Consider the following 23,395-nt stretch of genomic DNA (forward strand, 5'->3'; position numbering starts at 1 on the left):
GGAGGGGGAAGCCGTGGGAGCACGCGTCAGAGCGGTCGCGGCCGTTCAGGCCGCTGAGAGCCCGGGTGTACCATCTTTGCCCGCATGCTGTCCTCCCTGCCCGTCGGCGGCCCGGTCTGCGGCCGTCCGTCCTTCTCGAATTAAACGATCATACGTTTTTAAATTCTATTCTCAAGCGGATTGTTGTAGGGTCCGGGGCGAGCAGCATTTGCTTGAGACCACGGAATTTTCAGACTTCACTACGGGCCCCTCCCGTGGCGGATCCGCCGCGATCGGCACCGGGACGGTCCAGCGAGGACGAGATGGCGCGCACGATCGGGTCACATGGTCCGACGACGATGGAGGCGATCCGCAAGGCCGGCCTGCGGCTGATCTTCCAGCACGGCTATGAGGCCATGAGCCTCCGCCAGCTCGCCGCCGAGGTCGGCATCCAGCCAGGCTCGCTCTACAATCACATCAGCACCAAGCAGGAGCTGCTGGCGGAGCTGATCCAGGACCACATCAACAATCTCCTGCGCGAGCTCGACCAAGCGCTGCGCGACACCCATGGCCCCGTCGAACGCCTGCGGGCGTTCGTCGCCTTCCACGTCAGCTATCACATGACCCGGAAGCGCGAGGTCTTCATCGCCAATTCGGAGCTGCGCAGCCTCGATCCCCGCAACTATGAGGCGGTGGTGGCGCTGCGCGGCGCCTATGAGCGCCGGCTGGCCGACATCCTCGGCGACGGTGTGGCGCAAGGCGTGTTCGACGTCGACGACATCCAGGTCGCGACCTTTGCCATCATCGCGCTCCTGACCGGGCTGTGCAGCTGGTACCGTCCTGGCGGCCGGCTCACCAGGGAGGCGATCATCGCGGCCCACGAGAAGCTCGTGCTCTCCGGCGTCATGCCGCGCACCGTCGGGACCGATCAGGCCGGCGGTGGCCGGCCTGATCACCCGATCGGCTGAACGGGCCGCGCCGATGGCTGGCAGCCCGGAGCTCGACGCGATCGATCGCAGGATCCTGGCGGAGCTCCAGGCGGATGGCCGGATCCGCATGAACGAGCTCGCCGACCGGGTGGGGATCTCGCATCCGAACTGCCTGCGCCGGGTGCGGACGCTGCGCAGCAGCGGCGTGATCAAGTCCATCCGCGCCAGCGTCGATGAACGGTCGCTGGGCTATGAGGTGGTCGCGTTCGTGTCGATTCAGCTCGACAGCCAGCACCAGACGGCGCTGGAATCGTTCGAGGCCGCGATCGTGACGTTGCCCTGGGTCCAGCAATGCTGGCGGCTGTCGGGAGATGCGGATTTTCTGCTGAAATGCGTGTCGACCGGGGTCGAAGGCATGAGCCGCCAGCTCCGCCAGTTCGCCGCCCTGCCCGGCGTCCGGGCCATCAGGAGCTTCCCGGTGCTCGGCCTGTCCAAGGACGCGCCGCTGCCCATCCCCGGCGGGCCGCCTCAAACAGGGTGAACGGACGACGGCCGGGCCGGCCCCTCAATGCGTCCAGGGCTCGCCGCGGCGGAACGAGAAATTGTCGGCATAGGCGATCTGCCGCTTCACCGGCTCCTTCGGCTCGATCACCTGATAGGGAATGCCCTTGCGCTCGCAATAGGCGATCGCCTCGTCCTTGGTGTCGAAGCGCAAGGTGACCTGCTGCTTCATGTCCGAGGAGGACGTCCAGCCCATCAGCGGCTCGACCGAACGCGGCTGCTCCGGCTCATAATCCAACTGCCAGTCCCGGGTCTTGGCCTTGCCCGATTGCATCGCGTTCTTGGCGGGCTTGAAAATGCGTGCGGTCATGGCTGGAAGAGCCCCTGGAAGCTGCGTCGTCATGCGTTTGGCGGAAACGGCCGGGATGGGGTACAGGCAAGCGTCGGCACGGAACGGTGATTCCCATCCTGGACATGACCGTCTATCGTGCCCCGTATAGTCATTCTGCCGTCCCGTGACAATCTCGGTCGACTGCCACGGCGCCTCTGCTCCCCGAACGCTTTCCATTCAAAACAGTGCGTTGAAGCGGCCATGAAAATCAATGCCACGCTGCCCGAGCGAGGGCGCGACCTTCGGCTCGACCTGTTTCGCGGAATCGCCAACTGGGCGATCTTTCTCGATCACATCCCGGACAATGTGGTGAACTGGATCACCACGCGGAATTACGGCTTCAGCGACGCCGCCGACCTGTTCGTGTTCATCTCCGGCTATACCGCCTCGTTCGTCTATGCGCGCATGATGATCGACCGCGGCTTCATCGTCGGCGCCACCCGGCTGTTCAAGCGGGTGTGGCAGCTCTACGTCGCCCACATCGTGCTGTTCGTGATTTATATCGTGGCCATCAGCTATCTGGCGACGCGGTTCGGCGTCTCCGAGATCATCGACGAGTTCAACGTCGCAGGCCTCGTCGACCACGCCAGCGATACGCTGGCCCAGGGACTGATCCTGAAGTTCAAGCCGGTCAATCTCGACGTGCTGCCGCTCTACATCGTGCTGATGGGCTTCTTCCCGCCGGTGCTGTGGATGATGCTGCGCCAGCCCGACCTGACCATGATCGCCTCGATCGTGCTCTGGCTCGTGGCGCGACAGATGGGCTGGAATTTCGCGGCCTATCCGGCGGGCACCTGGTACTTCAATCCGTATTGCTGGCAGGTGCTGTTCGTGTTCGGCTCGTGGTGCGCGCTCGGCGGTGCCCGCCGCTCGATGGGCATCATCATGGCGCCGGCCACGCTGTATTTCTGCATCGCCTATATGGTGCTCGCCCTGGTCATGACGATGGCCGGCCGCTTCCCCGAGCTCGGATCGATGTTTCCGAACTGGCTCTATTCGGCCTTCAATCCCAACGACAAGACCAATCTCGCGCCGTACCGCTTCCTGCATTTCGTGGTGATCGTCATTTTGGTCATCCGGTTCGTGCCGAAGGAATGGCCGGGCCTGGAGTGGAAGGCGTTCGATCCCCTCATCGTCTGCGGCCAACAGTCGCTGGCGGTGTTCTGCGTCGGCGTGTTCCTGTCCTTCATCGGCCACTTCACCCTGATGCTGAGCTCAGGTTCGCTGCTGGCGCAGATCCTCGTCAGCGCGGCGGGCATCGCGATCATGACCACCGTGGCCTACTACATCTCCTGGTCGAAGCGGCAGGACAAGCCGCTGCCGAAGCCGCCTGCGCCGAAGTAAACCCCGCACATCATGGGCGCGGGGGGTGGTCCCCGCGTCCGTTGACCTGCATCAAGCCGGCCACGATCGGGCTCGCTAAGGTTTGCTTCACAACGAGTGCCGCCTTCCGCGGCGGGCGTTCCCTAGCGAACGCGCAAGGCCGCCACGCGGCGATTTGCTGACAAGGACCAGAATATGCCGACCCATTTCCATGCCGTCGTGTGGCTCGATCACAGCGAGGCCAAGGTGTTCCATATCGGACTGACCGGTGCCGACGAGTTGACGCTGCATCCACACCTGCAGACCAAGCACCTGCACCACAAGGCCAACGAGATCGGCAGCGGCCACGCGGCGCCCGACAAGAATTTCCTCGAGGAGGTCGCGCACGCGCTCGATGACGCCGGCGAGATCCTGATCATCGGCCCGGCCGGCGCCAAGACCGAGCTTGCCAAGTACCTGCACGAGAAGCATCCTGCGGTCGGAAAGCGCATCGTCGGCGTCGAAGCTGCCGATCACCCGACCGATCGCCAGATCGTCGCCTATGCCAAACAGCACTTCAAGATGGCTCCGCCCCGCGTGGCGACGGGTACTGCCGGCTAAGTATAGCCTTTCTCCCGTCGCAGGGTCCGTTCGATCATGGACATGCTGACGCCGGACCGATCCAACGCCATTGCTGCCCCGCCGGCCGTCGATCGCGGCCGGCGTCGTTTTCCGTGGCGCGGCCTGCTCTCGATCATCCTGCTGTTCGGCGCGCTGGCCGGGCTTGCCGCATGGTGGGTGCGTGGACCGCTGATCGCGACCGCCCGCATCACCCGCGGCACGGCGGCCGAGATCGTGTATGCGACCGGCGCGGTGGAGCCTGAGACGTGGTCGCGGAGCACGCCCCTGGTCCGCGGCCGCATCGTCGAGCGCTGCCGCTGCGAGGGTAAGCTGGTCAAGGCCGGCGACGTGCTGGCGCGGCTCGACGACAAGGAGGCGCTGGCCACCTTGAACGATCTGCGCGCACAGGAGGAATTCCAGCGCCTCGAATTCGAGCGGCAGACGCAGCTACTGGCACGCGGCGCGGCCACCTCGCAAGCGTACCAGCGCTCCGAAAGCGATCTTGCCCGCATCCGCGCCCAGATCGCGGCCCAGACCCAGCGCCTCGACTACTTCAAGCTGGTGGCGCCGATGGACGGCGTCGTCCTCAAGGAGGACGGCGAGGTCGGCGACATGGTCGATCCCGGCACCATCCTCTACCGCGTCGGCCTGGAGAAGCCGCTCTGGGTCGTCGCCGACGTCAACGAGGAGGACATCCCCCGTGTCCAGGTCGGGCAGAAGGCGCTGCTGCGCGCCGATGCGTTCGGCAACCAGGCCCTGCCCGGGACGGTGAAGCAGATCACGCCGGCGGGTGATCCCGTGGCCAAGACGTTCCGCGTGCGGATCGGCTTGCCCGACAACACGCCGCTGCGCGTCGGCATGAGCGTCGAGGCCAACATCGTCAGCCGCGAGACGGGCGACACGCTGCTCGCGCCGGCCAATGCCGTCGTCAACAACAGCCTCATGGTGATCGATGGCGGCCGTGTGCACCGGCGCGCGGTGCGGATCGGCATCCGCGGCTCCGCGGCGGTCGAGATCCTCGACGGCGCCCGCGAGGGCGAGCTGGTCGCGGCGCCGGCGACGGCCGACATCAAGGACGGCGAGCGGATTCGCGTGATCGAGCCCGAGACGTCCGTGCCATGAGCCTCGTCCTGACCATCGCCTGGACCCATGTGCGCCACCGCGCCCGCCAGACGCTGGTCGCGATCGCCGGCGTCATGACCGGCGTGGCGTTTTCGGTGATGATGGCGGCGATGATGGAGGGCTCCCAGGACGACTTCATCCGCACGCTGGTCGACGCGCTGCCGCACATTTCGATCACCGACGAGCTGCGCCAGCCGACCCGCCAGCCGGCCGACCAAGTCTATGCGGCGGCCGAATATCATCGATTGACCCCGAATATCCGCCGCCCTGGCATCAAGAACCCGATGGCCACCATCGCCTCGCTGCAGGGCTGGGTGCCGGGCGCGCTGACGGCGTCGGTGCAGTCCAAGGCCGTGCTGCGCTTCGCCGGCCGCAACCTGACGGTCGCAATCATCGGCATCGATCCGCGCACGGAGGGCCAAGTCTCGACGCTGGCGAGCCACATGCGGCAGGGCAACCTCAATTCGCTGTACCGGTCCTCGCATGCGATCCTGCTCGGCGACCGGCTCGCGGCCAAGATCGGCGCGCGGGTGAACTCCAACATCACCCTCGCCTCGGCCCAGGGCATCAGCATGAACGCGACCGTCGTCGGCATCTTCCATTCCGGCTTCCGCGGCACCGACGAGACCACCGGCTACGTGCTGCTGCGCACCGCGCAGATCCTGGAGCGCCAGACCGGGATCATCAACGAGATCCGCGTCCGCACCAACGATCCGATGCAGGCGCGCCTGATCAGCGAGCGCATCGGCGAGCAGACCGGCTACAAGGCGGTCTCCTGGCAGGAGGCGCAGGAGGACCTGCTGGCGGCGATCACGCTGCGCAACGTGCTGATGTACACCATCGTCGGCGCCATCCTGCTGGTCGCGAGCTTCGGCACCTACAACATCATCTCGACCATCACCCACGAGAAGACCCGCGACATCGCCATCCTCAAGTCGCTCGGCTTCCGCGACCGCACGGTCCGCACCATCTTCATCGTCGAGGCGCTGTTCATCGGCCTGACCGGTGCCGCCCTCGGCTGGGCGCTCGGCTACCTGCTTACCCGCGGGCTGGCCTCGCTCGAGTTCAAGACGCCGTTCTCCGACTACAATCATCTGCCCGTGCTGTATTCGCTGAAGCACTATCTGCTGGCGGGCGCGGTCGCGCTGATCTCCAGCGCGGTCGCCGGCTACTTTCCGGCCCGCGCCGCGGCGCGGTTGCATCCGGTCGACATCATCCGGGGGGCGACGTGAGCCCGCCCCTGATCGAGGCGCGGCAAGTGACGAAGGTGCTGCCTGGCGAGGTGCCGGTGACGCTGGTCGCCGACATCGATCTCGTGATCCATCCGCGCGAGCTCATCGCCATCACCGGACCGTCGGGCTCGGGCAAATCCTCCCTGCTCTACCTGCTTGGCCTGCTCGACCTGCCGAGCCAAGGCGACGTGCTGATCGACGGCCGCTCGACGACCGGCATGAGCGAGGATGAGCGCGCCGAGGTGCGGCTGTCGCGGCTCGGCTTCGTCTTCCAGTTTCATTTCCTGCTGCCGGAATTCTCGATCACCGAGAACGTCGCGCTGCCGATGCGCGCGCTGGCACGGCTGTCGCCGCGCGCCATCACCCAGCGTGCCGAGGAGCTGCTGGCGTCGCTTGGGCTGGCCGAGCATCTGCGCAAGACGCCGGACAAATTGTCGGGCGGCCAGCGCCAGCGCGTGGCGGTGGCGCGCGCGCTCGCCAACGATCCGCCGGTGATCCTCGCCGACGAGCCGACCGGTAGCCTCGACACCGCCGCGACCGCGCAGGTGTTCGGCATCCTGCGCGATCTGGTCACGCTGCGCGGCAAGACTGTCGTCGCGGTCACGCACGACCTCAACCTCGCCGCTCAGATGCAACGGCGCGTGCACATCATCGACGGCCGGCTGGCGCAGGACGAGTTGGCGCGCTGATCCACCCGCCGCGACCTCGGCACGGTCGACGCGCGAACCGCCTCCTGCGCCTGATTTGATTTAGCGCAAAGACGCGAGATTTCGATTCAGAGGATGCTGACGACCAGCGGATGTTCCTTCCCCGGATTCACCCGCACACTTCGGATGCTCCCGGGTTTTGCCGCTGCGGGAGCATCCGAATTTTTTTGGCCAGGCGCGCTCGCGGTCGCTCGTGCCGATTGACGGCTGGCGTCTGGCGGCCTGGCCGAAATCCTTCTCGCTATCGTGAGCGTCGAGCCGGAGTTCGCACCAGCAATTGGCCTCACCTGGGAAGCCGCGCCGCTGCGGAGATGGTCGGGGCAGCTGGATTCGAACCAACGACCTGCAGTACCCAAAACGCTTAATGTGCGGAAAATTGACGAAACGGTACGAAGATGTACGAAGGTTATCTCTTTGAAAATGCGGAACTTTGCTTCTCACATCCTCGTACATCATCGTACCGTTAATTTCGCAAAAAGGGTTCTGAGAACCCTGGGACGAATCCTGCCAGAACCCTTCCTGTAGCTAAGCAGGGCGAACGTAGACCCAATGGTATCCTTCTAACGGTACGCTTCCGCGAGCACCCCTAGCGTATTTATCAAAGCCGACAACTCGTAGGTTCCCATTTCAATGCTCTGATCGCCGTGCACGATTGCGTTCCTTACGCGAATCATTTGGCGAAGCGCACGGCCGGTTCCGCTATCTACGTGCCCCTGACTGACGAGCCATTCAACGATTGCACTTGGAATCATTGGCTCTAATGAGAACTCCTCGCTTTCGATCCGTAAACCCCGAGCGATGGCCTCTAAGGCGGCCCACCCCATCACAACAGCGGCCCGGACAAATCCGGCACTCGCCAACTGACGAACCTCGTCGACCAGCAAGCTCACTTCACCCTTAGTGGGTCTTCTGTACGCGGTTCTTGGAAAGTCGCCGCCGTAGTAGACCTCAAACTTCCAATTAGGTTGTCTTGCGACCAACTGAGCAATTCGCGATAGGCTTTTCTGCGACGCCGGGCTTCGAGCCGCTTTAACTTCGATTACGACCGACTCCCGTTCAGAGATTGCGAGCGCATCAGGTGTGTAACCCTGTAAGAATGGCGGCACGAGATCGCGAGCTGGATGCGCAATGAACGTAAAACCTCTCTGCTCATAGCGACTGCGTAAGGTGCGCAGTATGTCCGCCTCACGCTTTTCAGTGTCCGTTGTCATGTGATCACTTGTCCGAGCTGGCTTCGTTGTCGACGCGAATGTACACGACGGGTCGATCGGTTTCGACCGCTGACGCCAACCGCGGAGTTGGATCTTCGAACTGGAACGACCTATCGCTCTCGAACTTCTCAACCCATACTCGTTGCACTTGGTTGTCGTCCACGTAAATCCTTGGCATCAGCGAGTCGAGGATCGGCTTCACAATGTTGTCAATGTCGCCATACATTGGGCCGTCAGGAAAGTACAATATAGTGACCCGAATGGGCGATTGGGTGGCCCAGCCGGCAGGATCTAAGACGTTGTTGATCTCGGCTCGGATATCGTTCTTCCAGGCGTCCCTCGACCGCGCACTTGCCTGCAAGGATAGAGGAACGGCTTCGAGCACCAGCTCGATTGGAAACGAGGGATCCATCTCATCGGAAAGCTCGAGATTGATCTCATCGACCACTACAGGCTTTCGCACGGCGAATTTGCTCATTATGCTTGCCGCAAAGGAGCGACACCTACCGATCACGAGCATCAGCACCAAGGGCCTCATCGTAAGCCGTGCATTCGATTGCGCTTCACCGGGAAACTTTAGCGTTCCGCGCTCCTAGCCTCTTTTCGACATAGAGCAACAACCTTTTCCGTAAATGGCTGCGTGCGAACATTGTCGCGATTGAAGTTTCCGGTAGCCGCTTTTTCAACGATTGCGGCGGCCTTTGCGCATAGGTCATCGGCTTTCGCATTGTCCCAAAGTATCTTTTGTATGCGGTCACAATAGCGCTGCATCTCATGTGCGTTCATGCGCGGGAGCACAGTCGGATTTGCCAACAATCTCATGGCGAGCAGAATATGAAAGCGAGCCGCTTTCAGTTTGGGATCGAGGCGCTGGGTTCTAAAGTTTACGTCCAACTTGTAGAGACTGAATGCTGAAACGTAATACGGCTCGAGACGTTGTCCCTTTGCAAATATCTCCTTTCCGATTGTCTCTCGCAGAGATTGATAGCTTCGGGTAGTTTGGTGCGGCACGCCCATAAACATCGCGCCAACAGCCCTCACCAAATTTCGGTGAGCCACAATCCTAGTCGCATGGACGGTTTGAAGTCGGGAATATTGACCGGACCTCCTTTCGTAGTAGAGCCTGTGCGCATCTGGTAGCGTCAGAAAATAATCTTCAAGCTGCTCGGCAAAATCGGTAAGCGCAAAAAATTGATCATCTTCAACCTTCGTTTGCCTATTTGTACCGCGGATGATGGATTTGATAACGTTCTCGTCTTGCGTGGCAACGATCCGAAGCGGAATTAATAGAGAGCTATCGGCTGAGTCATGACAATCGAATAGGATGTGCGTTGTCTGGCATCCATTGACGATCTGGAAATCCTCAATGTGAAAGCGGTCTCGTCTCAGTGCTCGTAGCGTTCGCGCAATCATGGTGATGCCGTTGTTCATAATCACGAAGCGGTCTTTGTGGTCCGACATCACCGTTTCGCGAATTTCGTCGTTCACGGGAGCCGTGTAGTCCTGCCAATCTCTGACATTTTCATAGAAGATGCTGCCTAGTAACTCCCCTTCATCATCACTTACAATCGACAGAAAATCATCCAGCGTGATGAAACCGATATATGCTTCCGTTACGCCATTTATCTCCGGCAGCAGTGTTCTGTTCGGAAAATTGAACTCCGCGCTAACGGCATTTTTTGTCTGCCGATAGAGCTGCTGGAGCTGCTCGGCACCCACGCAATTTATTGACACATCCCTAAATATCTTCAGCGAACGCAGATCCGCCTCGATAGCAGTACGACGCGCTTCCAAGTCATGGTCGTTCTGCCAAGTACCAGTAGTCACAAAGTATAGGCGGCATATTGGATTGCCCGGACGAAATTTGGTGCCGCTCTTGTAAAGTGCATCCATGATCTCGGCTGCATTCTTGATCGCGTCGTTGCGGGCCAATTTCGGCTTCGACTCAAAGAAGTCTTTCACGCCAAAGCCGAAGTCGCTCAGCTTTTTTCCGTCAAAGCCCGCTCCGCGATCTGCCTGTACAAAGATGAAGGAAACATCGAAGTGGCCACTCAAGTCCGCGTGCTCGGCCAGCCCCTCCACGTCCACGATCAGTGAGCCGTTCACTAGGATCGCGATCGCATCAATACCGGTATCCCCTGAACCGCCTGTGTGGATTTCGTCGGTTAAAAAGGTCTCGCCGTTATAATGGCGGCGAACGGCTACGAACGACGCGAAATGCTCGAATTTTTTGTCTGCTGCCAATCCAGTCAATTCATGCTCAACAACGAAATCAGCTAAAAATGAATCTGTTACCCTATCCATTTGCGCCCCTCACTAGAGTTTACGGAGGATGCTCTTTGAGGTGGTAGCCAAGCAAGCGGCTATCCGTTTAGCGAGGTAGAAATCCCCGACTTTGAGAAAGACGCCTTCACCCCGTTCTTGAAAGGGGTCTCATTTAGCCTTTGCGCGGCGTCCACCGGATAGCGGTTTTGGCGGCCGCTCCCCTCGTACTGGCACTCGAAAGAGATCGGAAATTGGGATCGAAAGCGCTGCCGCAAGCCTATCGAGCACGGATACCGTCGGATTCTCGATGCCTCGCTCCAAGCTGCTCACATACGTGCGGTCCACTTGGGCGTCGACGGCGAGCTTCTCCTGCGAGAGCCCGCGATCGACGCGATGCCGCCGCAAATTCCAAGCTACGAGTCGCCGACCGTCCATCCAGCGATGCGAACATTTCGCTGTTTATAAAACCACGGTCCATAGTCGACATATTTTGTAAGTTGGGGTTCTCTGTCAGCATCGTCGATACTGAATCTAATGATTGGAAAGATCAGGGAGATGAATGTGACAAACGAGAAAGAGGCTGATCAGGTGCCCTCCTTGCGACCGATGATATCGATAGCGGAAGTGCTTGAGCGGATCCCAATCTGCAGAACAACGCTCGACAAAATGGTCAAAGAAGGCGCCTTTCCGAAGCCTTACCATCTCACTCCGATGAAGCTGCGCTTCCTTCTCGACGAGGTCATCGAGTGGCAGCAAAGACTGATTGGCGAGGCCGGAGGTGCAAAACAGCAGCGTTAGGGTTCTGAAAGGGTTCTGGAGAACTGGAGGTCCAAATAACACCTCCGTAAGCTATTTATTTTATTAGTGTTTTGGTCGGGGCAGCTGGATTCGAACCAACGACCTGCAGTACCCAAAACTGCCGCGCTACCAGGCTGCGCTATACCCCGATGGTCTCAAGGACAATTGTCCTCGAGGACCCGTCACTACACGGTCGCGGCCTCCGCAGCAAGACTGCGGCCCGTCCGTGAAGATGGAGCCGGCATGAAAAACGGCCCCAGGAAACGCCGTTCCGGGGCCGTCAAATGCGGTGGTCGCAGGAAGCATCCGCTCAGTGCGAGGACGATGCCGGCGAGCCCGTCTCGGGGTGGATCTCGGCCGCCATCATGCCCTTGGAGCCGGGCCCGTAGCGGACCAGCACCCATTGACCGGGGCGCAGCTCGGTCATGCCGTAGCGGCGCAGGGTCTCCATGTGGACGAAGATGTCCGGGCTCCCTTCCCCGCAGGTCACGAAGCCGAAGCCGCGCAGCCGGTTGAACCACTTGACCTGGGCTCGCTCCAGCCCGCTGGTCGGCGTGACCGTCACATGGGTGCGCGGCGGCAGCATCTGTGCCGGATGGATCGCCGTCGACTCGTCCATCGAGACGATGCGGAAGGCCTGGTAGCCCTTGGAGCGCTGCACGCACTCCACCACCAGGCGAGCACCTTCATAGGCGGTCTGGTAGCCGTCGCGCCTGAGCACCGTGACGTGCAGCAGCACGTCCGGCCAGCCATTGTCGGGAACGATGAAACCGTATCCCTTCGAGGCGTCGAACCATTTGATGACACCGCTGATTTCGACGAGGTTCTCGCCAAGACCGGTCATCGCATCGATTGCCGAGTCGCGCGCGACGCCGGTTTGATATTCCGCCCCGAGCCGGGTTGGTGTCGATACACCAACGACCGGCACCCCAAGCTTCTTGGACTCAAATCCGTCCGACCCCATAACCCCGGACCTCACATATGAATTGTGAGCCGCCACCCCTGCAACGGCGCCCTCATACACGTGCTCACCACCTATACCCACGATGAGTCACGCGAATCTCTCGAATCAAAGATAACATTCCCTCGTGCCGCGCATAGATAAAAATCGGTTTCAGTGAGGCATATGAACAGAGATGCCGACAAAAATGCATCAATTTCCGTTCAATTACGGACGAACGATCCGAGTACTTCGCCGATGTCGTGGTGGATAACGAGGTCTGCAACGTCGTCCTGATCGGTCGGTTCCCGGTTGATGATCACGAGTTGCGCGCCAGCCCGCTTTGCCATCAATGGAAAGCCCGCGGCCGGCCACACAACCAGCGATGAGCCGATCGCGACGAACAGATCGCAGTGCTGCGCGAGTTCGCTGGCACGCTGCATTTCATGCTCGGGCATCGACTGACCAAAGGATACCGTCGCGGTCTTCACCGGCTCCGCGCATTCGGGGCAATCCGGCGCGGCACCGTCGGCCTCGAAGCGCTCGCGCACCCAGTTGAGCTCATAGCGCTGCCCGCATCCGATGCATCGCGCGTAGGTGGTGTTGCCGTGCAGCTCGATGACGTGATCCGGGGCGAAACCGGAGTCCTGGTGCAGGTTGTCGATGTTCTGAGTGATGACGGCCGGAATTTCCCCCGCACGGTAGAGCGACGAAAGCGCCAGGTGGCCGCGGCCGGGCCGCGCCGCGGCAAACGTCTCCTGCATCGCGAAGCGCCGCCGCCAAGCCTCGTCCCGCGCCTCCTGGCTGGCGACGAATTCGTCGAAATGGATCGGCCGGTTGCGCGTCCATAGACCGCCGGGAGAACGGAAATCCGGAATGCCCGTCTCGGTCGATATTCCAGCACCGGTGAAGGGGACGATCACCCGCGCCGCAGCGATCATGTCTCCCAGGCGGTTCACCCCGTCGTGCAGATCGGATGCAATCATCAGCGGCGGCCCCGAAGCATGAAACCTCGCATCATCATTGTCCTCCCTTCATAGCACGGCAAGCTGGCCCCCGCCTCTGGGCGTGTCCGGCTCGGCTGCGTCGTTGCGCCACTCCGCATCCACCGGAACCGGTCGTGAACGACGCAACTGCAAGCAAAGCGAGTCAGATTGTTTCGTGTCTACCGGAAGACGTTGGCGTTGCTCGCCTTCCGTCCCCAGCAAAACGCGCGAGCCGCCTGCAGCCGGGGCCGACCGTCCGCAATCACGCCCCAATCGGACATCCACATCGCGCCAGCGATTCGCCAGGAAGTTTGTCACGCGTCTCAGGGCGAGGCTCGCCGGATAGCGACCGGAGCAGAGAGGATCCGTGAGGCAGAACGAGACGCAGGACGACCGCCGCGCGAAGGAGCGCGCCGACATCACCGCAAGGATTGCACGGTTCAAGTCGACCCAGGAGAAGTTCGCGCGCGAACGCGAGGAATATGCCCGCTTGGCGTGGAAGAAGGCGCAGCGCGGCGAGGCCGCGGAATAGCAGGGATGAAAAAAGAGCCCGGAGGCTTTCGCCGTCCGGGCTCTCCTTGTCACGACTGGCGCTTACCAGTGATGACGCCAGTGGTGGTAGCGATGATAGTACGGTCCGCCGTAATAGGCATACGGCCCGGGCGCGTAGACGTAACGCGGGCCGTAGTCGTAGTAGTCGTAGCCGTAGCCCGGACCATAGTAATACGGGTGCGAGGCCGCGATCGCGCCGGCAGTCAACGCTCCCGCCGCGAGGCCGAATGCGAGACCCGGGCCGATGCCGCGCGCCTGTGCCGGTGCGGGTGCCGCGAGTGCGGTGATGGCGACGGCGCCCGCGGTCGCCAGAACAGCCAATGTCTTTCTCATGATCGAATGTCCTCCAATTCCCATGCGTCCAAACAACGCAGATGCGGGGGAGTTGGTTGCAGCCCGGCTCACCGCCGCGCGCGTTGGAACCGTGACCGTCGCCACACGTTCACCGCCATGAGGGAAATCCCCGATGGCATCCTGGCTGGAACTTCTGTTCAACATCATCGGCTATGGCGGATTCGTCGTGCTTGCGTCCTGTCATCCCAGGACCGAGGCGGCCGGTGCGGCGCCTGAAATAGCTGCGGACGACAGAGCGGATCTGACCGGCGAGCGCCGCTGAAGCCGAGCTTTGCGGGCGAGCGCCGGGCCTTCATCCACAGCCGATCCAACGCTTATCCACAGCTCCTCGCCTGGGCCCTTCGGATCGCGGATCAACGGCTTGCTGCGCCATATCCACCGGCTTCTCCCCAGCGCGCGCGACGGCGCTCCCGCGCAGGCCGGAGGGCGTACGGGCCGGTCAATCTTCCCGCAAAGACCTTTGAACCTTCCTGCGCCTCCCCGAGACACATCAGTACTGGGGATTTCAGGGCCCAGTTTCGAGGGTGGCGCCACGCGACGAAGATATTCCGTCGCGCTGGCGCTGCTGTCGTTTTTCGGGCCCCCCGCGGTGCCAACCTTCGCGGTCCGGGGACGCCGGCGCTTCGGCGACCGCAACACTCAGCCGCGCTGCAACCACACAGCCCGCAACGAAAAAGGCCTCCTTTTCAGGAGGCCTTTGACGTGATCACGACCGTGACTGACGGTTCAGATCAGGCAACCGCGTCCTTGGCGGCCTTGACCGGACGGGCGCGCACGATCTTGCGGGCCGGCTTGGCCTTGAACATCATCTCTTCGCCGGTGAAGGGGTTGGTGCCCTTGCGCGCCTTCACGGCGGGCTTCTTGACGACGACGAACTTGGCGAAGCCCGGCACCAGGAACACGCCGTTCTTCTTCAGCTCCTTGTGGCCGACGTCGGTGAGCGTCTCCATGACGTTCTTGACGTCGCGCTTGGACAGCTCGGTCGAGGTCGCAATCTTCTCGATCAGTTGCGACTTGGAAAGTTGGGTAGCCATCGTATCTCCTTGTGATTGATACCGGTGAATGACGTGACGACTGCGCGGCTATCAGCGCATTGCTGCGCAGACTGGTCGGGGCTTTCTGGCTGCATTGCACAGCCGGGACTTCAGTCGTCTAGTGGCGTATCACCCCGCGATTTTCGGGATTCTCCTGCATTTCAAGGGGCCCCGAAGCACCCACAGCGGCGCCAAAATTCCAACGGAGCGCGCAGAAGTCAAGCTGCGATGGCGATCGAACGGAGCAAGCGATTCATTTTCCCCTATATTTCCAGGCATTTTCGACGGTCCTGCGTGATTTTGGCCGCACATTGCAGGGGAAACATGCTGAAATCCCTGCATGCGGTCGCATCGCGCTCGTTCATCCATGCCGCGAATCACTGCCAAAACAGCGATTCGCTGGCATACGGAGGGGCTCTCGCAACACCGCGCAGCCCCGTCGAATGCGTCGTCGCGCGCACCGCACATCCGAGCGAGCCGGCGCCGCCGCAGCATCAGGCTCGATACACGGGCGGGCGAATTGCTGCTATGGATCGGCGTCCGCAGGCGGCCGTTGACCATCCGCTTCGAGTTCAGGGAGAGAAGACACGATGCGTTATCTCCACACCATGCTGCGCGTGCGCAATCTCGACGCCGCGCTCAAATTCTATTCCGATGCGCTCGGCCTCAAGGAGGTGCGCCGGATCGACAACGACAAGGGTCGCTTCACACTGGTGTTTCTCTGCGCACCCGAAGATGAATACCTGCTGAAGAGCCTGCCGCCGACGCGTGGCGCCCCGCTGGTCGAGCTCACCTACAATTGGGACGAGGAGAGCTATGGCGAGGACCGCTTCTTCGGCCATCTCGCCTATGAGGTCGACGACATCTACGCCACCTGCGACCGGCTGATGAAGCTCGGCATTACCATCAACCGGCCGCCGCGCGACGGCAACATGGCCTTCATCCGCTCGCCCGATCTGCACTCGATCGAGCTGTTGCAGAAGGGCGAGCCGAAGGCGCCGGCCGAGCCCTGGCTGTCGATGCCGAACACCGGACATTGGTGAGTCATTCGCCTTCATGATCCAGCCGGAACATCGTGGCCACCCTCGCGTTGTCGCTCCGATTGATGGAGAGGATTCGAGGAGGCCGAGATGGGTCGAGGAATTCTACTGTGGTTGTTGGGCGTGCCGATTCCGGTGATCATTCTGCTGTGGCTGTTCTTCGGCCACTGATCGCCGCGAACGACGCGTTCGACGGAAAAGCCCCGCTTCGAGCGGGGCTTTTTTGCGTAACATTCGCTAGCAATGCCGCTCGCCCAGACAGGAGCCGGACGTGTCCGCCGACAACAGACTGACGATCTGGGGCCGCCCCAATTCGGTGAACGTGCAGAAGGTGCTGTGGTGTCTCGCCGAGCTCGATGTCGCTTATGACCGTATCGACGCGGGCATGCAGTTCGGCCGCAACAACGAAGCGGATTATCTCGCGATGAATCCGAACGGCCGCATCCCGACGCTGGTCGAGGGCGATTTCGTGCTGTGGGAGAGCAACGCGATCATGCGCTATCTCTGCCTCGCCCATGGCGATGGCACGCCGCTTTATCCAACGACACCGCGGCACCGCGCCGCAGTGGAGCGCTGGCTGGACTGGACGCTGTCGACGGTGCAGCCGATCGAGCGTCCGCTGTTCTGGGGATTGGTGCGAACGCCGGCGGAGCAGCGCGACATGGCCGCCTTGCAGAAGGCGGCCGACGACGCCGCGGCGATGTGGCGCATCCTCGACACGCATCTGGCCACGCGCAGCCATGTCGAGGCCGAGCGCTTCACGCTCGCCGACATCGCGCTCGGCGCCTATGCCCGGCGCTGGTTCGGAGTCGAAGGTGTCGTCAAGCCGGAGCTGCCGAACCTCGCGCGCTGGTACGGACAGATCGCGCAACGCCCGGCCTTCATCCGCCACATCGCGCCGCCGCTGTCGTGAGCAGCTCAGCGGCTGGTCGAGGTGCCCATCTCGACGCGCAGGGCGCCGCCGACCTTCACGCAGGTATCGGTTCCCTCGACGCGTACGAAGTTGGCGCCGTAGGACGCGCAGGGATTGCTGATGGCGGCGCCTGAACGGGGTGCGGCCTTATTCGGTCCAGCCGCCTTCGGCCCGGGAAGCGATGGCGCAAGAAGCGACGACCCCGGCGAGCCAGCGGCTGCCACGGTCACGGCGGCGAGCACCGCGAGGGCGCCCAGGATGAGAGATCGACACATGCCGCTTGTTAGCGCGTCTGCCGCAGCGAAGCGACACCGGCCGCCTACTTGCCGATGAACTTGACGCCGACCGAGGCGCCGCGGCGCCACACCACCTGGCACTGGCGGCCCGTTCTTGCGTCGCGCGCGAAGGCGAGCCGGATGGTCGCCGGCAGCGCCGCCGCGTCCTGCAGGGTCAGCTTGGCGCCGGCGCTGGAAATGTCCTGAACCAGGCAATGGCGCACGGCGAACCCGCCATCCAGCGTGATCCACGCCGGCTGCTTCATCGATTTGCGGGCTTCCCGCTTCTTGGGCGCGGCCATCATCCTGCTCCTGCTTCGCCCGCTGCAGTACGGCAAGGACCCTAATGGACGGTTGACCGGACCACGTACTCGCCTGCGGTGCATGAGCGCAGACCTCGCGCCGACCGCATCTCGACACGGACCGTGGATTTCAAGATCGGGGGATGGGTAAGGAAAGCCGGCGCGGAGTGGCGCTCCCTAGCGGAATCGAACCGCTCTCTCCACCGTGAAAGGGTGGCGTCCTAACCGATAGACGAAGGGAGCAATACACACGATGCCAGAGGGCACGAGGCCCCGGTGCCATCGCCGCTTGCACGTTTCGGTAAAACCTTCAGCAAATCAGTCGCTTGAGGCGGTGACCTGCGAGGTCGGCTGAACCACCGACGGTGATTCCGTGCCGCGCGCCGAACGTATAGAGGCGTTTCGCCGGCCGGGCAAGCCACCCCTCGGCGGTCTTTCCGCGCCTCCTCCAGCCATGCTCAACGCGCCGCAAACAGCGGGGAGATGCCGTCCGTGTCGATGTAGACCACGCCCTCCTCGACCTTGACCGGATATTGCGCCAGCGCGCTCTCCGGCGGGTGGAGCGGCGTACCGGTGAAAGCATCCCACGTCCAATTGTGCACGGGGCAACTGAGCACGCGGCCGTCGAAGCCGGCCTCCTCCATCGGCGCCGCCGTGTGCGGGCAGACGCCCTGGAACGCTTTGAGCTCGCCATTGTCGGGCCAGGCAAGGATGACGAGCTGGGCGTCGGCGATGACGAGGCGCATGCCGCCTTCGTCGATGGTGTCGGCCTTGCAGACGCGGGTGAACATTCGCTGGCCTCATGCTCCATTGCGACCATCGCAATCGAAGGACCACGAGCAAAACTCGTTCCGCGGACCGCGCTGTGCCCGCGAGCCCGACAAGACCAAGCCCGACAAGACCGTGGCACCCTTCTTGCTGCCCTTCCCGGCATCTCTCGTCGAACGAGCCATCGTGTCGCAAAGGCGACAGACCGCTCGGCGGCGAGTTGCGGCGGAGTGCGACATGACCGACATGACCGAGCTGAGAACACGCAAGGAGCCGCTCAATCTCGCCATCGTGCATGTCGATCCCGACGCCTTCATCGCCAACCTCATGGCTTGGCTCGAGATCACCACCTTCATCAAGGCGCAGCGCGCCGGCGAGGCCGCGGTGCCTGCCGACGGCAAGACACCCGCATTGTCGGCGGCGCAATTGCAGAACGGCGGCGTCCACGAGGTCGGCAACGACGCGCTGTTCGCCTTCGCGATGACGGCGTCGCTGAAGGGCGACAAGGCCGCGGTCGACAAGGTCGAGACCGCCTTGCTCGATGGCATGGGCAAGGATTTTCCCGGCTCGTTCGCGCTGTGGCACTTCCGCGCCACGATCGATGCGCCGACCACGCTCGACGATTTCGTCGGCCAGGCCGGCAAGAAGATGCTGACAGGCGATCTGCCGCCACCGCCGCTGCGCGCCAAGGAATATTGGAGCGCCGGACTGCGCTTCTTCGAGAAGGCGCGCAAGTCGAACTTCGTCCACGAGATCATGTATCCGCTGGCGAAATGGACGCGGGCGCGCTGGACCGAGACGGCGGAGAAAGGCGTCGCCTTTCTGCATCACATCGAGGACAACGTCCCGGTGCTGCGCGAGGTGCTGGAGGAGCCGCGCAACGACCAGGCGTTCATCGCCAATGTCCTGCTGAAGCTCGCGCCTGCCGTCGATATGGAGTTGAACGAGGAATATCAGGGCTTCCTGCGCTCGCTGGCGCGGCGCAACTGACGCAAGGGTGCGGTGTCATTCCAGCCGACCCGCCCACGCAAAAAGGCCGGCGGGCGTTACGCCGCCGGCCTCTTTTCGCGACTGCCGGCTCCGGCCGTCCGGTTCCGTCGCATTCCTGGGGTATGCGAACAGGGTCGCGCGATCTGGTTAATGATAGGTTAACGCGCGTATACCGGAATAACCACGATCATGAACTACAACCATGATCCCGGGTTTGCGTTCCGGCCATGAACCAGCGCGGGGACCAGCGAGCGGCGAGATCGGACAAGACCGTCAGCTCAGTTGCAAGGCGCGCTTCGTCTCACGGCGCAGCGCCTGCTCCTGGCAGCCCGACAGCCGGACGAGTTCCTGGGGATACATGTCATAGCCATGGCTGCCAAAGGCACTCTGCTGCGCCATCGGGACCTGCGCAGGCGTTCGGGCCGCATCTGCCCCTGCCCCTGCATTCGACGAACCTCGGACCGGATCGAGCCCAGTGTTCAAAGCGGCCATAGCCAGCTCCGCGAAAGAGTGCCTGCCCCGACTGGAACTATAGTCCACCGGTCGCGGGGCGCAATTGGGCAAAACGCCATCAGCCGGCGGTGGCGCGCGCCTGCTCCGCCTCATGTTCCCAGCGCAGGATGGTCCGCTCGAGATTGTGGAATTTCTCGGCGACGTCGCCGTCGAACAGCGGGTCCTTGCGGTCCGACATGCGGGCGTCGATATCGGCCCAATCCTCCGCCTGAAGGGCGCGCAGCGCCGCCGGAAACAGCAGGGTCTCCTCCTTGCGCAGATGCTCGCGCTGGCTGTCGATGAACTCATGCACGGCGGCGTGGAAGCTCTCGCGCAGGATCTCCTGGTCCGACAGCACCGCGTTCACGGCGTCGGCAAAGCCGCGCAGCCGCTGCGCCTCGGTCTCGTGCTCGTCGTCGACGTCGCCATAGGCTGCGGCCGCGGCAGGGTCGCGTTCGCGCAGCTTGCCGAAGATCATCTCCTCCTTGGGATGATGACAGCGCTGCGGATAGTCCTCGAAATAGGCGATGATGCTCTGCAGGATGTCGTAGTCCGGCCGCCGATTGTGATCGAACAGCTCCAATTCGTGCTCGAGCACCGAGAGAAGCTTCTCGAGATTCTCGTGCTCCTGCAGCAGCGCTTCGATGATCCTTGCCATGGCCGCCCTCGCCTGTGCGCCGGCTGGGCCTTGCCGAACCGGCATTTTCCCTGAACGCAACAGACTACGCCCGCGCGAGCGCGGGCGGCATTGCGGCAGATCAAACTGACAGACCGATGTGACAGGTCAGCGGAAACGGCTCACTCCGCGGCCAGCGCCTGCGGCGCCCGCGCAAGGCCGAGCCGGTCCCAGACGTCGACCAGCGCCTCGGCCAGGGCGTCGATCAGGCCGTCATCATGGTAAGGCGATGGCGTGATGCGCAGCCGCTCCAGGCCGCGCGGCACGGTCGGATAGTTGATCGGCTGGATGTAGATGCCGTGCTCGGACAACAGCAGGTCGGACGCCGTCTTGCACTTCTCGGGATCGCCGACATGCACCGGCACGATGTGGGTGTCGGACGGCATGACCGGCAGGCCCGAGGCGTTCAGCACGGCCTTGAGCCGCGCCGCCCGGTCCTGGTGCCGGTCACGCTCCCACTGCGAGGTCTTGAGATGGCGGATCGCGGCGGTCGCGGCGGCGCAAACCGGCGGCGGCAAGGCGGTGGTGAAGATGAAGCCCGGTGCATAGGAGCGGACGGCGTCGATCAGATTGGCATTGGCGGCGATGTAGCCGCCGAGGCAGCCGAAGGCCTTGGCGAGCGTGCCCTCGAGGATGTCGATGCGGGCCATCACGCCGTCGCGCTCGGCGATGCCGCCGCCGCGCGGGCCGTACATGCCGACCGCATGGACCTCGTCGACGTATGTGAGCGCGCCATAACGCTCGGCGAGATCGCAGATCCGGTGCAAGGGCGCGACATCCCCATCCATCGAATACAGGCTCTCGCAGACGATCAGCTTGGGACGGTCGGGATCGGCCGCCCGCAGCAGCTCTTCGAGATGGGCGAGGTCGTTGTGCCGCCAGACCTGCTTCTCGCTCCCGGCCTTGCGGACGCCCTCGATCATCGAATTGTGGTTGAGCGCGTCCGACAGCAGCAGGCAGTTCGGCAGCAGTTTTGCAATGGTCGAGATGCCGGTCTCGTTGGAGACGTAGCCCGAGGTGAACACCAGCGCGGCTTCCTTGCCGTGGAGATCGGCAAGCTCGCGCTCGAGCTCGATCAGCGGATGGTTGGTGCCGGCGATGTTGCGGGTGCCGCCGGCGCCGGTGCCCATGCGCGCGGCGACGTCGACCATGGCGCCGATCACCTTCGGATGCTGGCCCATGCCGAGATAGTCATTGGAGCACCAGATCACGACATCCTTTGGCCCCTCCGGCGAATGCCAGATCGCGCGGGGGAAGCGGCCGGCGAGGCGCTCCAGATCGGCGAAGACGCGATAGCGCCGTTCCTGGTGCAACTGGTCGAGGGCACGGTCGAAATAGCTGTCGTAGTTCATCACCTGATCCGTCCTTCCCCTGCCCGCGTCCCGAACCTGCGTTCCGGCGCGCCCTTGGAGGCCTGTTCGGGGTCGGACCAAAGCGCAATCCGTCGCGTCCTTCGTTGATCCAGATCAGGGATCGCGCACGATGCCGGGCATCCGGATGCCGCTCGCCGCGGTCCGCGACGCCCCCCCGGAGGCGTTCAGGCGCGCAGCGGATTCTCCGCATCGGCAACCTCGAGCCGCAGCGGCGCACCGGTGTCGAGGAAGGCGGACAGAGCTGCCTCGTACGGCGCGGGGTCGAGACCGCGCGCGGAGAGCCATTGCGGCTCGTAATAGGTTTGGCGATAGCGCTCCCCGGAATCGCAGATCAGCGTGACCAGTGAGCCGCTCTGTCCATCCTGCCGCATCTCGGCCGCCAGCCGGCAGAGCGCCAGGAAGTTGGTCCCGGTCGAGCCGCCGACCGGCCGGCGCAGCCGCCGCGTCAGGACGTTCATCGCCGCGACCGAGGCGGCATCCGGCACCTTCATCATGCGATCCACGACCCCCGGCACGAAGGATGGCTCGCAGCGCGGACGGCCGACGCCCTCGATCAGCGACGGCCGTTCGCACGTCCGGGCGCTGTCGCCGTTGCAGAAGGCGTCGAAGAAGGCCGAATGCTCGACATCGGCGACGCACAGCCGCGTCGGGTGCCGGCGGTAGCGCAGATAGCGGCCGATCGTCGCCGACGTGCCGCCGGTGCCCGCGCCCATCACGATCCATTCCGGCAGCGGACGGCGCTCGCCCTGCAACTGGTTGAAGATCGACTCGGCGATGTTGTTGTTGCCGCGCCAGTCGGTAGCGCGCTCGGCGAAGGTGAACTGGTCCATGTAATGGCCGCCGAGCCGGCTCGCGAGCGCGGCCGCCTCGGCATAGAGAAACCGGCCGTCATCGATGAGATGGCAATTGCCGCCGTAATGCGTGATCGCGGCGATCTTCTCTTCCGAGGTGGTGCGCGGCATCACCGCGTAGAACGGCACGCCGATCATCTGCGCGAAATAGGCTTCCGATACCGCTGTCGACCCGGAGGAGGCCTCGACCACGGGCGTGCCTTCCCGGATGTGGCCGTTGCAAAGCGCATAGAGAAACAGCGATCGAGCCAGCCGATGCTTGAGGCTCCCGGTCGGGTGGGTCGATTCGTCCTTCAGGTAGATGTCGATGCCGGCGAGCGCGGGCACGATCAGCCGGATCAAGTGCGTGTCGGCGGTCCGGCACTGGTCGGCCTCGATGGCCGCCACGGCGTCGTCGACCCAGCCACGGCGATAGCGTGGACCACAGGCTCTGTCGGAAGCTGACCAAGACGGCGAATTCATCGCGGCAACCGACCATGATCCCTTCGCCGCATCAAGCCCGCCCGGCCGCCCATGCCGAGCAAGCTGGGGGCAAATGGCAGTTCGGCGCCGGCTGCCGCGCCTTGGCACCGCAACGGAGCGAAAGGGCTTCGCGTTTGCGCCAGCGAAAAACGCTCGCATCGCTTGCAACTCATGGAATGCACGCGCGAATTTCGGAAGAATTTTTGAATGACGGCGAGAATGGTCAAATATTTGCACGCTTTTGCGGCCAAGCTGGGCATCATCGAATGGCACGACCGAGTCGAGCCTGCATCACGGGCGACCCAAGCCTGCTCCGAGGGGCACCATGA

General features: G+C 63.0%; 29 protein-coding genes and 2 tRNA genes. 13 read left to right on the top strand and 18 right to left on the bottom strand.

The window, feature by feature from the left end; genetic code table 11:
• Positions 1-302 precede the first annotated feature (302 nt).
• Both QW861_RS00730 and QW861_RS00735 read left to right on the top strand, forming a co-directional pair.
• Positions 303-947: a TetR/AcrR family transcriptional regulator gene (locus QW861_RS00730; RefSeq protein ID WP_315751631.1), complete on the top strand. Its 645-nt coding sequence runs from the start codon at positions 303-305 to the stop codon at positions 945-947.
• A 13-nt stretch (positions 948-960) separates the two neighbouring features.
• Complete coding sequence (locus QW861_RS00735; protein ID WP_315751755.1) at positions 961-1,449, top strand: Lrp/AsnC family transcriptional regulator; 489 nt, start codon at positions 961-963, stop codon at positions 1,447-1,449.
• A 24-nt stretch (positions 1,450-1,473) separates the two neighbouring features.
• Here the strand turns inward: QW861_RS00735 and QW861_RS00740 are convergent, their stop codons facing one another.
• Positions 1,474-1,779, bottom strand: coding sequence for an ETC complex I subunit (locus tag QW861_RS00740; RefSeq protein ID WP_315751632.1), 306 nt, complete (start codon positions 1,777-1,779; stop codon positions 1,474-1,476).
• Between the two features lie 222 nt (positions 1,780-2,001).
• On the opposite strand from QW861_RS00740, the gene QW861_RS00745 reads away from it, so the two are divergent.
• The 5 genes from QW861_RS00745 to QW861_RS00765 all read left to right on the top strand — a co-directional run bounded on the left by QW861_RS00745 (position 2,002) and on the right by QW861_RS00765 (position 6,766).
• On the top strand, positions 2,002-3,144 hold the full coding sequence (locus QW861_RS00745; RefSeq protein ID WP_315712065.1) for an OpgC domain-containing protein: 1,143 nt from the start codon (positions 2,002-2,004) through the stop codon (positions 3,142-3,144).
• A gap of 174 nt (positions 3,145-3,318) precedes the next feature.
• Positions 3,319-3,723 (top strand): translational machinery protein, encoded by a 405-nt coding sequence (locus QW861_RS00750; RefSeq protein WP_315712066.1) that lies wholly within the window; start codon positions 3,319-3,321, stop codon positions 3,721-3,723.
• Between the two features lie 42 nt (positions 3,724-3,765).
• The gene (locus tag QW861_RS00755) at positions 3,766-4,845 is read left to right on the top strand and encodes an efflux RND transporter periplasmic adaptor subunit (protein ID WP_315751633.1); all 1,080 of its coding nucleotides are present in this window, start codon (positions 3,766-3,768) and stop codon (positions 4,843-4,845) included.
• Positions 4,842-6,077, top strand: coding sequence for an ABC transporter permease (locus QW861_RS00760; RefSeq protein WP_315751634.1), 1,236 nt, complete (start codon positions 4,842-4,844; stop codon positions 6,075-6,077). The genes QW861_RS00755 and QW861_RS00760 overlap by 4 nt, the downstream gene beginning before the upstream one ends.
• Positions 6,074-6,766 carry an ABC transporter ATP-binding protein gene (locus tag QW861_RS00765; protein ID WP_315751635.1) on the top strand — a complete coding sequence of 231 codons (693 nt, stop codon included), beginning with the start codon at positions 6,074-6,076 and terminating at the stop codon, positions 6,764-6,766. The genes QW861_RS00760 and QW861_RS00765 overlap by 4 nt, the downstream gene beginning before the upstream one ends.
• A gap of 578 nt (positions 6,767-7,344) precedes the next feature.
• Here the strand turns inward: QW861_RS00765 and QW861_RS00770 are convergent.
• The 4 genes from QW861_RS00770 to QW861_RS00785 all read right to left on the bottom strand — a co-directional run bounded on the left by QW861_RS00770 (position 7,345) and on the right by QW861_RS00785 (position 10,695).
• A complete protein-coding gene (locus QW861_RS00770; protein WP_316172329.1) occupies positions 7,345-7,995 on the bottom strand; it encodes a hypothetical protein in 651 nt (216 codons plus the stop codon).
• Between the two features lie 4 nt (positions 7,996-7,999).
• Positions 8,000-8,515, bottom strand: coding sequence for a RusA family crossover junction endodeoxyribonuclease (locus QW861_RS00775; RefSeq protein ID WP_316172365.1), 516 nt, complete (start codon positions 8,513-8,515; stop codon positions 8,000-8,002).
• Positions 8,516-8,571: 56 nt separating this feature from the next.
• Positions 8,572-10,299, bottom strand: coding sequence for an AIPR family protein (locus tag QW861_RS00780; RefSeq protein WP_316192585.1), 1,728 nt, complete (start codon positions 10,297-10,299; stop codon positions 8,572-8,574).
• A 129-nt stretch (positions 10,300-10,428) separates the two neighbouring features.
• On the bottom strand, positions 10,429-10,695 hold the full coding sequence (locus QW861_RS00785; protein ID WP_316172331.1) for a helix-turn-helix transcriptional regulator: 267 nt from the start codon (positions 10,693-10,695) through the stop codon (positions 10,429-10,431).
• Between the two features lie 120 nt (positions 10,696-10,815).
• On the opposite strand from QW861_RS00785, the gene QW861_RS00790 reads away from it, so the two are divergent.
• Complete coding sequence (locus QW861_RS00790; RefSeq protein ID WP_316172332.1) at positions 10,816-11,058, top strand: AlpA family phage regulatory protein; 243 nt, start codon at positions 10,816-10,818, stop codon at positions 11,056-11,058.
• A 72-nt stretch (positions 11,059-11,130) separates the two neighbouring features.
• On the opposite strand, the gene QW861_RS00795 is transcribed toward QW861_RS00790, so the two are convergent.
• The 3 genes from QW861_RS00795 to QW861_RS00805 form a co-directional block, all read right to left on the bottom strand.
• Positions 11,131-11,207 (bottom strand) — tRNA-Pro (locus QW861_RS00795).
• Positions 11,208-11,368: 161 nt separating this feature from the next.
• Positions 11,369-12,022 carry a cold-shock protein gene (locus QW861_RS00800; protein ID WP_315751636.1) on the bottom strand — a complete coding sequence of 218 codons (654 nt, stop codon included), beginning with the start codon at positions 12,020-12,022 and terminating at the stop codon, positions 11,369-11,371.
• A gap of 200 nt (positions 12,023-12,222) precedes the next feature.
• Positions 12,223-12,984, bottom strand: a complete 762-nt coding sequence (locus tag QW861_RS00805) for an SIR2 family NAD-dependent protein deacylase (RefSeq protein WP_316192587.1) — start codon at positions 12,982-12,984, stop codon at positions 12,223-12,225.
• A gap of 367 nt (positions 12,985-13,351) precedes the next feature.
• On the opposite strand from QW861_RS00805, the gene QW861_RS00810 reads away from it, so the two are divergent.
• Complete coding sequence (locus QW861_RS00810) at positions 13,352-13,516, top strand: hypothetical protein (protein ID WP_315712073.1); 165 nt, start codon at positions 13,352-13,354, stop codon at positions 13,514-13,516.
• A gap of 62 nt (positions 13,517-13,578) precedes the next feature.
• Here QW861_RS00810 and QW861_RS00815 read toward each other — a convergent pair whose 3' ends face one another.
• Positions 13,579-13,869, bottom strand: coding sequence for a hypothetical protein (locus QW861_RS00815; RefSeq protein WP_315712074.1), 291 nt, complete (start codon positions 13,867-13,869; stop codon positions 13,579-13,581).
• A 133-nt stretch (positions 13,870-14,002) separates the two neighbouring features.
• Between QW861_RS00815 and QW861_RS00820 the strand changes: the two genes are divergently transcribed.
• Positions 14,003-14,152, top strand: a complete 150-nt coding sequence (locus QW861_RS00820; protein WP_315751638.1) for a hypothetical protein — start codon at positions 14,003-14,005, stop codon at positions 14,150-14,152.
• A 469-nt stretch (positions 14,153-14,621) separates the two neighbouring features.
• Here QW861_RS00820 and QW861_RS00825 read toward each other — a convergent pair whose 3' ends face one another.
• Positions 14,622-14,924 (bottom strand): HU family DNA-binding protein, encoded by a 303-nt coding sequence (locus tag QW861_RS00825; protein ID WP_172109121.1) that lies wholly within the window; start codon positions 14,922-14,924, stop codon positions 14,622-14,624.
• 590 nt (positions 14,925-15,514) lie between these two features.
• Between QW861_RS00825 and QW861_RS00830 the strand changes: the two genes are divergently transcribed.
• Together QW861_RS00830 and QW861_RS00835 are read left to right on the top strand one after the other, a co-directional pair.
• Positions 15,515-15,967 (top strand): VOC family protein, encoded by a 453-nt coding sequence (locus tag QW861_RS00830; protein ID WP_315712076.1) that lies wholly within the window; start codon positions 15,515-15,517, stop codon positions 15,965-15,967.
• A 268-nt stretch (positions 15,968-16,235) separates the two neighbouring features.
• Entirely contained in the window at positions 16,236-16,877 is a 642-nt protein-coding gene (locus QW861_RS00835; RefSeq protein WP_316192588.1) for a glutathione S-transferase family protein, read from the top strand.
• A gap of 5 nt (positions 16,878-16,882) precedes the next feature.
• On the opposite strand, the gene QW861_RS00840 is transcribed toward QW861_RS00835, so the two are convergent.
• The 4 genes from QW861_RS00840 to QW861_RS00855 all read right to left on the bottom strand — a co-directional run bounded on the left by QW861_RS00840 (position 16,883) and on the right by QW861_RS00855 (position 18,245).
• Entirely contained in the window at positions 16,883-17,152 is a 270-nt protein-coding gene (locus QW861_RS00840; RefSeq protein ID WP_315751640.1) for a porin, read from the bottom strand.
• A gap of 44 nt (positions 17,153-17,196) precedes the next feature.
• Positions 17,197-17,454 (bottom strand): PilZ domain-containing protein, encoded by a 258-nt coding sequence (locus QW861_RS00845; RefSeq protein WP_315712079.1) that lies wholly within the window; start codon positions 17,452-17,454, stop codon positions 17,197-17,199.
• A gap of 168 nt (positions 17,455-17,622) precedes the next feature.
• A tRNA-Glu gene (locus QW861_RS00850) sits at positions 17,623-17,697 on the bottom strand.
• Positions 17,698-17,912: 215 nt separating this feature from the next.
• Positions 17,913-18,245, bottom strand: a complete 333-nt coding sequence (locus QW861_RS00855) for a Rieske 2Fe-2S domain-containing protein (protein WP_316192590.1) — start codon at positions 18,243-18,245, stop codon at positions 17,913-17,915.
• A 214-nt stretch (positions 18,246-18,459) separates the two neighbouring features.
• Here QW861_RS00855 and QW861_RS00860 point away from each other — a divergent pair, with 214 nt between their 5' ends.
• Positions 18,460-19,212 carry a hypothetical protein gene (locus tag QW861_RS00860; RefSeq protein ID WP_316192592.1) on the top strand — a complete coding sequence of 251 codons (753 nt, stop codon included), beginning with the start codon at positions 18,460-18,462 and terminating at the stop codon, positions 19,210-19,212.
• A 273-nt stretch (positions 19,213-19,485) separates the two neighbouring features.
• On the opposite strand, the gene QW861_RS00865 is transcribed toward QW861_RS00860, so the two are convergent.
• The 4 genes from QW861_RS00865 to QW861_RS00880 form a co-directional block, all read right to left on the bottom strand.
• Complete coding sequence (locus QW861_RS00865; RefSeq protein WP_315751642.1) at positions 19,486-19,704, bottom strand: hypothetical protein; 219 nt, start codon at positions 19,702-19,704, stop codon at positions 19,486-19,488.
• Positions 19,705-19,783: 79 nt separating this feature from the next.
• Positions 19,784-20,362, bottom strand: coding sequence for a hemerythrin domain-containing protein (locus tag QW861_RS00870; protein ID WP_316192593.1), 579 nt, complete (start codon positions 20,360-20,362; stop codon positions 19,784-19,786).
• A gap of 140 nt (positions 20,363-20,502) precedes the next feature.
• On the bottom strand, positions 20,503-21,732 hold the full coding sequence (hemA, locus tag QW861_RS00875) for a 5-aminolevulinate synthase (RefSeq protein WP_315751643.1): 1,230 nt from the start codon (positions 21,730-21,732) through the stop codon (positions 20,503-20,505).
• Positions 21,733-21,917: 185 nt separating this feature from the next.
• Complete coding sequence (locus tag QW861_RS00880) at positions 21,918-23,066, bottom strand: PLP-dependent cysteine synthase family protein (protein ID WP_315712086.1); 1,149 nt, start codon at positions 23,064-23,066, stop codon at positions 21,918-21,920.
• Between the last annotated feature and the right edge of the window lie 329 nt (positions 23,067-23,395).

The organism is Bradyrhizobium sp. SZCCHNRI1029 (genome assembly GCF_032487555.1).
Classification (GTDB): domain Bacteria; phylum Pseudomonadota; class Alphaproteobacteria; order Rhizobiales; family Xanthobacteraceae; genus Bradyrhizobium.